General features: G+C 58.4%; 9 protein-coding genes and 1 pseudogene. 7 read left to right on the top strand and 3 right to left on the bottom strand.

Translation table 11 applies throughout. The features are described 5' to 3' along the window. The 3 genes from IVB50_RS16155 to IVB50_RS16145 form a co-directional block, all read right to left on the bottom strand. A partial coding sequence (locus IVB50_RS16155; protein WP_247296462.1) for a hypothetical protein occupies positions 1-295 on the bottom strand: 295 nt, incomplete at its 3' end. A gap of 2829 nt (positions 296-3124) precedes the next feature. Next, complete coding sequence (locus tag IVB50_RS16150; protein ID WP_247296460.1) at positions 3125-3355, bottom strand: hypothetical protein; 231 nt, start codon at positions 3353-3355, stop codon at positions 3125-3127. Positions 3356-4554: 1199 nt separating this feature from the next. Then, a complete protein-coding gene (locus IVB50_RS16145; protein WP_247296459.1) occupies positions 4555-4767 on the bottom strand; it encodes a hypothetical protein in 213 nt (70 codons plus the stop codon). A gap of 1624 nt (positions 4768-6391) precedes the next feature. On the opposite strand from IVB50_RS16145, the pseudogene IVB50_RS16140 reads away from it, so the two are divergent. From IVB50_RS16140 to IVB50_RS42710, 7 genes and pseudogenes are all read left to right on the top strand, one after another. Continuing rightward, a pseudogene (locus IVB50_RS16140) lies at positions 6392-7014 on the top strand (NYN domain-containing protein). 71 nt (positions 7015-7085) lie between these two features. Beyond that, positions 7086-7496 (top strand): hypothetical protein, encoded by a 411-nt coding sequence (locus tag IVB50_RS16135; protein ID WP_247296456.1) that lies wholly within the window; start codon positions 7086-7088, stop codon positions 7494-7496. Positions 7497-8010: 514 nt separating this feature from the next. Next, a complete protein-coding gene (locus IVB50_RS16130) occupies positions 8011-8235 on the top strand; it encodes a PilZ domain-containing protein (protein WP_247296455.1) in 225 nt (74 codons plus the stop codon). 147 nt (positions 8236-8382) lie between these two features. Then, positions 8383-8694 (top strand): hypothetical protein, encoded by a 312-nt coding sequence (locus tag IVB50_RS16125; RefSeq protein WP_247296454.1) that lies wholly within the window; start codon positions 8383-8385, stop codon positions 8692-8694. Further along, entirely contained in the window at positions 8691-8924 is a 234-nt protein-coding gene (locus IVB50_RS42555) for a GDCCVxC domain-containing (seleno)protein (RefSeq protein WP_247296452.1), read from the top strand. Before IVB50_RS16125 ends, IVB50_RS42555 begins: the two co-directional genes overlap by 4 nt. A gap of 755 nt (positions 8925-9679) precedes the next feature. Next, positions 9680-10309, top strand: coding sequence for a lytic transglycosylase domain-containing protein (locus tag IVB50_RS16115; RefSeq protein WP_247296450.1), 630 nt, complete (start codon positions 9680-9682; stop codon positions 10307-10309). A 996-nt stretch (positions 10310-11305) separates the two neighbouring features. Beyond that, positions 11306-11776, top strand: coding sequence for a hypothetical protein (locus IVB50_RS42710; protein WP_346771303.1), 471 nt, complete (start codon positions 11306-11308; stop codon positions 11774-11776). Positions 11777-14132: the final 2356 nt, after the last annotated feature.

Here is a 14132-nt window from a genome sequence, read left to right as displayed (position 1 = left end):
GAGAGGTTAATTCAGCAAGCTTCTCGTTACTTAAGCTCGGATCATCAATACCAGGCTGACATGCAGAAGCCGCGCCGGCGATTGCCTGATAGTATTGGTGTTTTTGCCACTCATTGGCCGTCAGGTAACTCTGCAGCAGGCGGCGAGCTCTCGCTTCAAGCTGCTTTCGATCGCTTCGGATCTTTTGACGATCTGAGCTAAGCCAGCGGAGCATCGTTTGCCTATTCACTTCGGCGCCTAACGCAAAGATCAAGGGGCTATTAAGTTCCACCGGCGCGATTGACAGTCGGGACATAATTGAAGTCGATCACGGCCTGCAGCTGGTGCGGACGCGCATTTGCGCAAAGGGTGGGCTGGGGCCCTCCCCCCGGAATGCTCCATCTTGGCGTCCTTGCCCGCAGCCCAAACGCGCGGTGAGGCCCTCCTGCTGGTGACACAGTGGTAACACTGTCGATGCGGCGTGCGCCTGGACGACTGCCCAACCTGTAAGCGGTTGTTTTCGGGATGCAGCCGCCATAAATTGCCTGATCGCGATCCTACTTTATCTGATCGCGAAAAAATCGGCAGCGGGGTGGAAATGGTCCGAGCCGGGGCTCCAAAAAGTTCAATGCTAGCTTAGGGTCCCCCAGAGACCCCCTGCGGATCGAGGCGTCCATGACGGTGGCCGCCGACCCCGACCTTCGTTTGGTCTCAGAGCGCAGCCCCTTCATGCGGACGGAGCGTTGATAACGAACACAATGGTCAAGGCGTCGTTACTGGGCGTCTCGCTGAGCACCCGATAGGCAACGCTGGAATGGCGGGAACAATATTGCGAAGTTGTTGAATTCGGAAAGGAGCAACCGGAAGTGTTTTGGTCGAACGTCCGAGGGTTGAGCGGGGCGACCGTGGGATTTTGAGTCGCGGAGTTGGGCTTGCGCTCGGAGACGGAGCACTCGGTTTCGCGCCACTGGTGGTCGTAATCATCTTAGCCGCTGTGGTCGGCTTGATAGGCAACCGGCTCGGCACCGCAACTGCCCGACGGCAATCGACTTAAGGCGCCAACACCCCCTCAACATTTGATTTGCAGACGCGCGTAAAACTGGGACCGACCGATCTGCGATGGCGGATTGCGTCCGAAAACTGCCACGCCCTCCCCATACCGGCCTACAGCATGCCCTCACACGCATGGCTTCACGCCTTGCGGCGATGCCGCGTTGGATCGCGCGGGCGCGCGGTTTGTGAAAGCCAAGATGCAACTCAGCTGAGGCAAGCATGCAGCGGCTTCAATACGGTCCCACTTGAAGCTAGGGACGCGCGTCAACAAAGACGTGGGTCAGTTCAGAAACTTCACAGCGAGACGTCGCTCATCACGCCATACAACGGAGCAATCAATATCCAAGCCAGCACCTGGAACGCGCAGCCCAAATGCCGCGGGCACGAAAGGCGCGTTATCGATTTGGACGATCGCAGAGGAATCCGTGAGGTGGCGGACCTTGCACCGCACAGGACTGCCGTCGACCAATATCTGCGCAGCATAGACGCTACGTCGCCCCTCGTTCGCCACGTCTCGCAGTCCTCCCGCTCTAGCGCGGGAGAGATATTGATCTACGATTCCAGTCTCAAATGAGGCTAGACCATGGTCTCATATCGGACAAGAGCCAGCTCAGTTCCCTGGTGGAGGAGCTTTTGAAGGATGGGCCAAGGACCTTGCCCCGTTGGCAATTTGAATCCCTGGACATCGCTGCACTATCTAACCTTGGAAGATTAGCCTCCACGCCGTGAGAACCGCCGGCCTCAAGAGCCGGCGGAGCCTTGCGGTGTGAGGCCGAGGCACCCAACCGTACTCTGCCTGGCTTGCCCGGATCGGAATTAGCGATATCCGTTTCCTCACCCGCGACGCGCAGTAGCTCGCGCGCTTTTCGCCTCCTTCTCGTAGTTGTGAAGCCGGCACAGATTGTGAGGGAACAGTCGGAGTATCAGATAGGGGCGGTTGCGGAATTGGAGCTGAACTATGCGCTCGGTTTTGGCGGTGAGTTTCTTGATGCTCCTGTGCACCTCGGCCGACGCTGCAAAGGTGCGTCACTCTCGGGCGCGCCAACCCGCGGCGGAACGTCCGAGCCCGGATGTCAATTCTCGGGCGCGCTTCGCGGTCCCCGGATGGAGTGACGACGCAACGCGGCGATGGCTGGATAATGCTTCCTCCAATGTCGGTCGCGGTGGCTAACAACCGACATCGGTTGCGGGCACCAGGCCCGCGCCAGACATTTCGTACCGCGTTCGAATGGAAAGGGAGCCAATGCGTACTCTCATAATCGCCGGCCTCGCTCTTGCTTCGCTAGTTTCAGCCGGGGCGGCCGATGATGGTCCCGCAGACAAACCAAGAAGATCGACAGCTGCAGCTACATGCTGATGGATGGCCAGTTGGTCCATCTACCGGTTGGCGCGAACGTTTGCGTCCGCTCACCTGCGCCAAATACCAACGAATACGCCCTGCTTCACTGTTATCGCCCCTTCAAGAGGTCGACCTCGTAAAGCGCGGTGATTTCCGGTGTAGTGAAAAGTACGAGATCGCGAGCGATAAAAATAGAGTGGCTTGAACCCGAGCTGTTCGCTCTGGTCCGAGTCACGGCTCGACGAAAACGCCCTAGCGCTGCTTGAATGCGCTAGGGCCCCATTTTGCACCGGCGCACTCGCGGTTAAGACCGGTGCTCGTACCATCGCCCACAAACGTTTCGGAATGGTTAGTTGGAGGCTTCTGCTGTTCTAAACTAGTTCGGCCAGGTGCAGAAACTCGCGGACGGCGCAAACAATCATTCCCCACAGCGCAAAGTGTATCTGCAGAGCTGCAACCATGCTTCCCTCCCTGTCGGCCGTGCTTGGTGCTACGGTTGCTGGTGGACTTGCATTTTCACCATTTCTCCGAATCTTATCGATTCGAACGTCTCAACCGCCCCGCAAGAATACTGGGGCGGGCTCTCGATGAATACCGCTCAAGGCCCGCCCTCTTCCGCATCACGGCAAGGCGTTGCGCTCGCGCAACAGCCTCCGGGTTCCTATTCGGAACAGATGTTTTGACTCAACCCGCAAACCAGGTTCTGCAATCATCGCCAACAGCCGGGGCTGGAAGTGTCCATTACGTAAGCACTCAATTTTCCCGGGAAAATAAAGGCCGCAGGAGATGAGCTGTTCCTGCGGCCTTTTTCATCTCAGCGGCGGATGTTGTAATCTCAGGAGCGGGCTTGCTTGAAAGGAAAAGCGTCCGGAGCAGCTTGGAGCTACCGACGACGCCGATCAGTGAAGCGATATCGATCAGCTTGGCCGATGTTTCGCGTTGGAGTTCTCCCAGGCGACCTTGAAGCGGCGCGCTTGGCTTCATCGAGCGAGCCAGCTTCCCCGAACGGCGGACCGGGAAGCGGTTACGATGCAGGCCAGTGCGGTAGCCGCACGACGTCCTTATTCGCCCGGTACAGAAAGAGCTGGCGAGCGCATCTGAGGAAGCCGATCGCCTTCCCAAAGCTGCACGTCGTGCTCGCCATACATTTGCTAGGCTCGACGTCTCGCCGCTTGCTCGTCAATACAGTCAAGCGTTGCTGCGCAGATCACTTGCCGCAGTCCACCACGAACACTTTGTACCCGCATGATGGCAGTCCCATCCAAAAAGGGGATCGTCATGTTAATCGAATGTCCGTCTAAGGCAGCTCCGAACTGAGTGCAGGCGCGCGGAACCTTTGTACGTGTGGCAATTCGGCTATAACGGCGTGAACTCATCGATCGCGGGGCTGCGTCAACTAACCCGCTCAGTGTAAGCGCATCGGTGGCGTAGCTTTACCGTCTGCCGAACCGTGCGGTTCGAGCATAAAATCGAAAAGCCCCCAGCGTCATCAGCAGCACACCTAACGAGGTTACCGTCCAGCTGCGCGGCTCGTCGCGCATCTCTTCATTGTGCGCGGCCATCGGGATAGCTGGAGGTGAGTCGGCTCGCGCGGCCGCGGCAAGCTTCTCCACGTCAACTTGGGGCGGCACGGAGTGCTGGGGCGTGAGCTGGGTGATAGGAAGATCCGCGACGGGTCGCGCCGGCATGGGGGCCGGCGTGCCCCGCATCGAAAACAGAAGCGGCATCGGCCACCTTGAGTTAGCGTGCCGGCGGCGTCGGCTGAGCCCCCTCGGCCGGCGATGAGCTTGGCATGCACGAGCATGACTGGTGCCTTCGTTCGTGGGGTGCCGGTCTGATGGGGGCTCGTCCGTGGTGCAAGGTCAACGGCTCACTTCAATGACACTGCTCCGCTCAAGTCGGTTTCTGCGCGCCCCTGTCTCTGGCTGTCATTTGGGCCTTCTTGCCATTTGCTTGGATAAAAACGGACGCCAGCTCGCCAACACTGCACTGCGTACGGGCACTGCTGCACAGCCCGCCAACCACAGCCCACGGACAAAGAAAAGCCCTAGCTCAGTCCGTGAGCTAGGCCTTTCATTGCGTCGCCCGAGGGTTGAGTTATCCGGACGGAGAGACTGTACAGCGGGCGCGCTAACGTACCGTTACCAATGAGTTGCGGCTTAGCTGGCTGGCAGCAACTCTGGTCAGCCACCAATCGGACTCGAAAGCGTATTCAAGCCCGCTTCGATAGCAACAATATCCTCTTCGATCTGTGTTATTGAAAGCCGGTAGTCGAAGCCAGTTCTGGCCTTCAGATCGACAGCCAAACGTCTCCGGTGCATCCGGAGATCCTCAAGCGATCGCCGGTCCTTCAGTTGAGCAAAGCCATCAACGATCAACTCAATGGCACTCGACATAACGCTACCCCGCAATGACATTTCGTTTGCAATGCTAACAGGGTAGCGGGGATGAATTGAAGTACAACGCCGACGTAATCGGCCAACGACACCCGGTTCGTCCGCTATTCATGGGCGCCTGATGAGTCCACGCTTCTGTGCAGCGCCCCTCGCCCTTGGCAGCAAAAGGCCCATGTCTCGGGCCACACGCTTGACGGACGCCATATACCTTCCGAGCTCGGTGGTGATTTCTACCGCAGTCGAGCCCTCGTTGATCATTTTGATCAACGTCTGTACCTCGCTCTTGGTCCACTGCTTAGGTTTGTCGTTTCGCACGCGCCAAGCTCCGCTTCGCGAGAGAATAGCATAATGTTCCGTTCTCGGAACTAAATGCCCTCACAGACGAGCCAAAGATAGGGCAGAATTTTTGCCCCGGACTGGCTGCATCTTTCACTTGGTCTTTTTAACCCGTCTTCATTTGACCATGCGCGCCGCAGCGGTTTAAACCTCCCGCTGCGGCCTTCGTGTTGCGCACCGTTCGATATGATAAACGGCGCTCCGAACGATTGCAGGGGCGCCAGGTTGGCCAAAAGAAAAAGACTGTTCGTCGCCAGTGGACGCGCGACGATGTGAAGTCTCTCAAGACCCTCGCGAAACAGACGGACGGTGTTAAGAAAATTGCGAAGGCGTTTGTTCTTGGCCTTTCGCTGGATACTCGGGTCTAACCACCCGCTCTACAGAAACCTTCAGTAACCGCGCCCGCAATTCGAGCGCCACGTCGGTCAACTCAACGTCGCAGCCGATGAACGACCTTGGCTCGCGATCCAGCGGAGGTGCGCGGAGCTTTGACCGGCCGAGAGCGGCGGCCATTGCGATCCTTAGATCCCTCAACTCATACTGGTCGTGAGGGCAGCACAGCATTTCGAGGCCTCTCGGAATACGGCGACTGTCTCGGGCGTCAATTGCGCAGAACGACGCCGCTTGTCTCGTTTCATTCGTGCGGGGATCAGGGCGGGCGCCGAATACAGCGAGTGCCCAGCGGACGAACTGCGCTGCATTGGGAATCTCGAAGCGGGGTCACGATCGAATTCTGCAACATACCGTTGCCCCGCTCGCCTCAATAGCCCCGACGTCCTTGTCGGCCTAAGCGATCTACCGCCGAAAGCCCCTCCTGACATTCAGGTCGACACCACGGCGCCGGCGTGTCTTCAAATCCCAGCATTGCGGTAAGGAGCTGTCAGGAGCAACTGGAACACGGCTCAAGCAGGTGTATCGAGCCGCGGGTCGGCTCCCCTCGGTTCCGACCAGCAGAACGTCTCCGCCTGAAGCTGAGACAGACTGGCGCCAGCCGCGGCCGCGCCGGTGGATCCAAAGATCAAACAGGGCACAATCGCCGACCGGCATGGCGCGAGCCGCCGCGAAATAAGCACCTGCATTAGACAGCATACATTACAAATCCGACAGACCAACTTCCGGCTATTGTCAGAGTTCGATCCCCGGTCGAAAATAGTTGAAGCTTAAAGCATCCGTCTGTACTCTAAGATCTTCGCTACCGATCTATCTAGAATGCGACCGACATATTCGTGTCGCGGTCCGCCCATCTTTCCAAGTCAATCTGCGCTGTTTCACGGAAAGCGTGAACTGAATGTCGCCTTCCTCTACCGACAGATCGCGCTCTTCATCGATGGAGCCAATCTCTACGCGACGGCAAAAACTCTGGGCTTCGACATCGATTACAAGCGCCTGCTGAAGGAGTTTCAGAGCCGCGGGACGCTACTTAGGGCGTTCTACTACACCGCGATCATCGAGGATCAGGAGTACTCCTCGATCCGGCCGCTGATCGACTGGCTCGACTACAACGGCTACACCGTCGTCACCAAGGCGACCAAGGAGTTCATCGACGCCTCCGGCCGCCGCAAGGTCAAGGGCAACATGGACATCGAGCTCGCCGTGAACGCCATGGAGCTCGCCGAGCACATCGACCAGATGGTGCTGTTCTCGGGTGACGGCGACTTCCGCTCTCTGGTCGAGGCCGTTCAGCGCCGCGGCGTGCGGGTCACCGTGATTTCCACGATCGCGAGCCAGCCGCCGATGATCGCCGACGAGCTGCGCCGCCAGGCCGACGTCTTCACCGACTTGGCCGAGCTGCAGTCCACGGTCGGCAGAGATCCCTCCGAACGCCCCGCCCCGCGTGATCGTGATGCGCGTGGACACATGCCCAAATTCTTGCAGGAGCCGAAGGGAAACGACCCCACGACTAGACCCTGAAGGCGGCGCCCGCATTCCGCAAGTGCGGCTCGCGGTGGGCATGTTTGTCGCTTGAGATATCTTGAGATATCTTGGCGTCGGCTCGTCGTCACTTGCATGAAAAGGGCGGCATCCGGCATTATGTTTTTGCTGGCGAAGCGAACGCTGCTGTGACTCTGAAGAATCCCGACGCTATTGCCGTCATCGTGACCGCCCTGCGGCTTTCTCACGGCGACGAAGCTGCACGAGCCATGCTGGTCGGCGGCATGAGCCTGGCCGCGCTGATAGAGACGATGTTCTCCGCACCGATCGGGCGACGCGATGCCGTTCACAACATCACGCGCGCGTTGGACGACTTCGCCCTTTCGCCGGAACTCGGTCCGGTCTGGCACCTTCGCTACGTTTACGAAAGTCATGGCTCGTTTCGCGTCGTCGATATGGAGATTGCGACGCCAACCGGTACGCTGTCCAGTAAAGACGTCCGGCTTCGCCTGCTTGTCTAGCTACGTCGCCACCTCTGCAATTTGGCCGGTGCTGTCGACGATTAGCGAGCGCGCGGTGCTTTCATTGTAGGTCTTTATCTTTCCGGCCGGTATTTCTTGAATCTGCGAGCGATGATCTCCTCAGACGTAGGCAGAGCGCGGACGAACATGACCAAACCACAATGAGGGCAGCCTGACGAAAGATCGCAGCACTTGCCTCCCTGTGCGCTCGCCGCCATCGGATTGGCGCCTTCGCTTAACCGCCGACCGGCCCCGACAACGTCTCCAGGCCCGCCTGTCTACTTCCGTATGGGCTAACTCCCACAACCTACGGTACCTAATTTCTATCAAATGTCTAAATTTAATTATATTGAACCAGCGTATTTAATGTATCAGCCAATTTAATATGGTATTTAATTTAAGCCCCGCCGGCTGGATCGGCTCCCGAGAGTCTAACGAACTCGTTTTGAGACAGTAGGTGCGACGACAATCGACTTGCGCTCTGCGGAGCGAACCCTTTTCTCGGAGAAAAACCATGGACCATTCGACACGCATCCCAAAGTCCGGCTCAATCAGCTTCGGCCGTTCAAAAGCAAATTGCTTGATCCGCAGCATCTCTGTATACGGTGCCGCCCTTGATATTGCGGGAAATGAAAAGATTCCCGACGAATTCGCGCTGACTGTCATTCCGGATGGTGACCCACGTCGCTGTTCAGTCGTCTGGCGTAAAGAAAAACGTATCGCCGTCGCATTCTATTGATACGCCGCCAACTCATGCGGATGCAGGTGGAAGATCTTGGGGCAAAGGGATGCTGGCGCGGAGCCTTGTTGTCCTGGGGAAGTCGAGCGAAATGCTGCGGCACCAAGATCGCCAAATACGGCAACCCGCCCAGCCCTGAGGGCGGTGATGCGCTGCAAAAACGACAGCATTGTTGGCTGTTTATTTCCAGCGACGCCGCAACGTAATTCGCTGTATGGTCCCGTTCCGTTTTTTCTCCACAGCGGATTGATCACCATGCACCCCATTCAAGGTACGCATATTGCCGCGATCTTCAAACTGGCCACCCAGCAGCTCGAAGCACTTCGCATCGCTCCAGAGTTCCAAAAGGAATATTCCGAAATCCTCGTTTTGAGAGAGAAGATAAAACTGGTGACCGATCTGAAGCAGGCTCGCCGGCAGCTCCTTACTCGGTGTCTGCCACGCGCCTCAGGTAAGTGATCCTGAACTCCACGATCACGTGTCCCAAGTGCGGTCACGCTGCTGCCGAGGTGATGCCGACCGACGCTTGCCAGTTCTTCTACGACTGCAAAGGTTGCGGCGAGCGCCTGAAGCCGCTCCCTGGAGACTGCTGCGTGTTCTGCTCCTTCGGCAACGTTCGCTGTCCGTCGGTTCAAGAGAATGGCAAGGGCTGCTGTAGCTATCCCCTTCACTCGGCCAGTTTGGCATGATCCGCGTTAACCCTGTCTTTGATCTTCTCCCATAGCAGCGCTTTCCGGTTCACCTCTGCCGCTAAGCGGCCTTATTGGACCTTTGCAATCCGTCCTTGATTTCTGGAGCTCATTTCTAAGAGGATTTGAGTGAGGTTTCTCGTTCGGAGAGCGTGAAATCAGATGAGAGTGGCTCTCTTCCTAATTGGCCTCGGTACACTCGCCGTGATGGAGCTCGAGGCGCCGCCGCGCATCACAGAGCCTGTGAACGAGCCTCCGGCTCTGGCAACGGTCGGATTACGTCCCTCACACGATACACTGACCAAGGCAGACCGGCTCGAAACTCCGCAACTCCAAGCGCCACCGCAGCCACTTTCCTCGAGCGAACTAAAGAATCCGCCGGACCACATTGCGATCGTTGCGCCAGCACATTCGAACATCATCGAGCAGAAAGTCAACGCAAGCGGAAAATCCGCAATCATGCTGCCCAGGCCTCGGCCCCGGCACGGAATTTCCAAGGCAAGCGCAGGCGCCAGTCGCGCCAAACCAATCGCGGAGGCAAAGCCGTGCCTGTCAGGTGCCTTCGATGGCCTTTTGAAAGCATTAAACCTGCAGACGCGATGCCAGACCTAGCGCACGGACTCCTCTACGTTGGGACGACAGCCAATGGCAACCCGCGGCTGCCGCCGCATGTGTCAGAGCAAATACGCCGCGACGAGGAAATCCGACCGCCTCGCCGCGACGAGCGTGGATCCGTTGTCACCGCGCGGAAGTGGTTGTCCGCGGAATTCATCACGCTCGTTTTTGGACTGGCAATCGGCCTGGCTTTCGTCGCAAGTTTCGTCCTGTTTCGCGATGCTCAATTGAAAGGGAAATCGATCGACAGAGCGGCTGCGAAGGCATTAGTCGAGCGCATTATCATAGCCGAGTCCAACAGTGACCCGAATGCAAAGAACAAGCGGTCGAGCGCCACCGGCGCCGCCCAGTTTCTCGATGATACGTGGCTCGAAGCCGTTCGAAGGCACCGACGCGATCTGATCCAAGGCCGCAGCGACAAGGGAGTCTTGGACCTGCGGGGAAATGCCGAGCTTACGCGCGACATTGCCGCACGGCTGCTCGAGGAACATGCCGCGATGCTGACCAAGCGCGGTCTGCCCGTGACGCCCGGTTCTCTCTACCTTGCCCATTTCGCGGGACCGGCGGGCGCCGTGGCGCTATTATCCGGTGCAGAAAGTGCCGACGCTGCTTTAGTTATGGCCGCCGCTGACATGACGGGTCGGACCACACGCGAAAAGCTGGTTAACGCCAATACGTTCCTCAACGCGATGACAGTCGGCGATATCAAGAGCTGGGCCGATCGCAAAATGGCGCCGGTCACTCGGCCTGGCCAAGAGCGGCTCAGGTAACTGGCGATTTTGGGGTCACGAAGCTCTCGGCCAGAAGCCAGTTTGAGTATCCGGACGCGAAAATAGCACTCAGACCGACTGGAAAGGCTCCGATACTGCTCCGGTCGAGCAGCTAAGCCACTCGCGGCAGCAGGGTTAGTGAGGAGAGACGATAGCCGCCACGCCAAAGGCCACCACGCAGGCGGCTGCTAATGACCACGGTGTTATCCTGATCTCTCTAGGCACGTCCGGTAATTCCGGAGCTGGAACCGAGTTCCAAGGGGAAGCTTGGCTCCTGCAGAGCAGGATGCCCAGCTCCCGTCGACTGGCCAAAAAAGACGGCCTCAGGACGGGGCGGACCTGAGGCCGAGGATACCTTCCCTATTCGCCTCAGGCATTTACGCGAAACGAAGCCCACTTCAACGGGGTCGCGGGTTAGACGGTGCGATCATGGCCCCTCGACGCTTTGGCGGAGTGCATCAACGCCGGACGCGGGTTGCTCTCTACCTACTTCGACCCGGTACCAGTATTTGCGGGAGCTGTGGATGGGGCGCTGGCCGGAGAACCAGCACCCGACCCGGTCGTTGTTGGCCGGTTCGTTGAGCTGGTTGTGGTTGCGGGCGCGCTGGTCTGGTCGGACGCGATAGTGTGGTTGCCGGTGCTGTAGAAAATGGCGGCGATCGCGGCGATCACGACAATTGCGATGACCACCCAGGCTATGGGGTTGTCACGGTAATTCCGATCTCGATTGATCATGCGGAATCCTCTTGGGCTAGACAAGCCGACAAACCCGAGCTCCCTCCAACGTTCCTACCTTCTGTAGCGCCCACTTTGGCCGCCCCTTCAGCAGGCGCGGCGCGAATGCTAACCTGCAATCCCAACACATCAACGGCCGCTGCAATCGCCCGCTTGCGGCTCGACGCGCTTCCGCAGGATCTGTCCATATCGTCGCGAACTGGCATGACAGTCGCGGGCAAGTCAGGCCAAGCACGGGCACATGAGGTTTTGATTCCAGCGATGAAGCACGTCACCGACCGCCCTTTTGCCGATCCGGAAGTCGCCGCGCGTCAGCTCGTTCAGCTGGCTTCGGGCATCAAGGCAGTACAGGACGGCAGAATCCATATCGAGAAGATCAACTATCCAGTCTACACGCTCAAGGCAAGCGGCGCGGAGTTCGGCGCCGGCATCAGGTGCGCTGTCGAGAAGGGGTGGCTGCATGAGAGCGGCACCTATGCGCGGTTGCTGACGCCGGCGAGGATTTGCTGCCGACGACTGAGTTGGTCCCGCGAGTTTGACGAGCCGATCGTGCTGCCAGACGGCAGCAAGGTGGTGACGCTCCTTGACGCCGGCGATTACACGGTGCTTTGCCGTGGAAAGAGCATGAGGCTTCCGTTGGGTTGCCACGATGTCCCGGCCGTTTTCCATGGAGGTAAAATCGCCTTCGCGACCGCCCAACTTTCATATGCGAATGGTATACGCGACGGCTAAATCAAACTGGCGGCAAGGCAATGCTGCAAAAAGCCGGCCCCAGAGGATGATTCCTGAGGCCGCAAGTTCTACGCGTCCGCTCCGAGACATCGCCCGGAGCTGGAGACGAATGCGCCCCGATCGCCGATTGTTCCCGACCTTCGTGGGGTCGCGGAGCCGGCGCATGATGCATGTTAAACCTTCTGCCGATTGTGGAAGCGGCATATTGCAAGCCTGAAACGCTGGATTACGATCATCTCACCGCGGCTGGCTGCATATTTCACTTGATCCTTTTAACCCGGCTTCATTTGACCACGCGCGGGCCACAGCAGTGTCCCCTGCTGCAACCTTTATCGGCCAGCAGCTTCCGGATAACGCCTCGGTGAATGAAACCGTTTGCCGCGTTGCGCGAAGCAATCCGGAAATGGTGGGGGTCTACCCTCCTCCTACTACCGAGGGGATCTGAACATGATCACGCTTAAAGCATTTGCGCTTGTTGTTGGTGCCGGATTTATCTTCACGGCGTATTCCGGTGATCTGGGCGCTGACGTGGTTCTCGCCATCGTCGCTTGCCTCTCCTAACGGAAAGGCCCGCCAGTGAGCGCGCCGCAGCTCGCCATTAGCGCGATTGACGCAAGCTACCCAACGCGCGGGGCCGTGGGGACATACGCGGCCTTCTTGCGGTTGAGGGCGCGCCAGCTCAGCCAGCCCCCGCGGTCCTCCCACACCTTTGCTGCGGCAAGCGTCGCTCGCTCAATGCCTATTGCGAAGGAGTCCTGTCGTCTCGGTTGAGAAACCCGAGCCGTCGCTCCAGCTCTTCCTTCTTCGCCACAAGCCTCACGGCGAGAACGTCATTGACGAGCGTGTGCAGTCGCCACAGCTCTTCAAGCGACATGCTTTCAAACGGCTTTCGTTCCACGAATCCCCCCCGACTCACGGATTGTCTGTAGCTTGGGGCTACGAGGGGAAGCTGGCAACTAGTCGTCTGTGGAGGGCGGAAGCTTAGAGGCGCCCGCGAACTTTAGCTGTTCTTCTGACTGATCCTCTCCGCCGTCGGTGCGGCGTGCCAATCCTTCTTTGCTCAGCTTCGAGCACGCGGTTGCGAAGGGCTTCGAGTTCGGAAAGTTCAGAGATGAGTGCATCCAGATACTGGCGGCGCAGGACATCTGCGCGAGCAGAATTACGCATGGAACGCCCCTAAAATAATCACACACAAAAACTGCGAAGCCGCTAACGCGGTAGAATACGGCCAGTACAGCCTTTGCATCAACTGGCGTCAAGATGCATCTCCCGAGGCAACGGGCGGCTTTCGCTCAAATGAAAAGCCCGCCGACCTCGGAGCCGGCGGGCCTGTCTCAATGCCCATGCGTACCGCGGTACTCGTTACCAGTCCGCGATGGTCAATCGTACCGTGCTACCCGTTGACGCCGGGTTATCGCCCAGCCGCTCCCAGTCGTGCGTTCATGCAGGGAGTGTCCAAGCTTTGCTCTCTATTTCGTGCGGACAATTCCTGGTCCAGCTCCTTCAAGCGAACGAGTAGATTTTCAACTATCTCCATGCAGTCAGAATGCCTCAACGAGTGCACGCCACGCGCCGCAAGCTCGCGCTCCAATATTGTAGCCACTATGCTTTGGATGCTCACTAATCCCCCGCAGGAAAACAGTGCGCCGCCAGATACGGCTCAACAAAGAAATTGGGTGCAATCAACGAAAAGCCGCAGCGTGGTTCCAGCCCCACTGCGGCATCCCGGACAAATTGAAACTGGTTGGTACTTAAATCGGCCGGGTTCTCACAGTAGAATACCCCGTTCCGAAAATGGACTCCGGACAACTACCGGATGGCGCCTTGTCACTTTCGAGCGAACATGGACCGGTCGCATTCCAGCCCCCATTGCTCCCGGCAGCCGATCCAATTGCGGATTAGAGCGCCGGGAGTGCTAGGCCCCCCAGTGAACCGGCGAAAGAGGCCGTCCACTGGCGGCCCCTCGGATCGGTTCTCTAGCCCCCGCTGGACTGCCACGGTGCGCCGGGCCTGCCGCGAGTAACGGCTCAGAGAGCGACACGTGGTTCAAGTTTCTACGCCAGCCCAAATCATGCACTTAGTGCGTGAGCTTTGAAGAACTGCCGTGAGCGAGGCTTCACATGGGAAGGCTGTAGTTCGGACCCTAACGGTCACAATCAACGGTGTTGCGCATCACGGGACATATTTCGTCCAGAACTCCATCGTGTACCTGCAATCGCCGCTTGGAGTATGGCAACCCACGTAGGGGGAGTGCTGCTGACCTGCCGCTGAACTTTCATCCATTGGCGATTAGAGTCTCGGCGGATGTTACGCCGTTTGGCGCGGGGTGAACAACGTGCGATCGGCGGAGCTGGTC

Origin of the sequence: Bradyrhizobium sp. 87, assembly GCF_023073015.1 — a bacterium.
Classification (GTDB): Bacteria; Pseudomonadota; Alphaproteobacteria; order Rhizobiales; family Xanthobacteraceae; genus Bradyrhizobium; species Bradyrhizobium canariense_D.
This window is presented reverse-complemented; position numbering and strand designations above follow the sequence as displayed.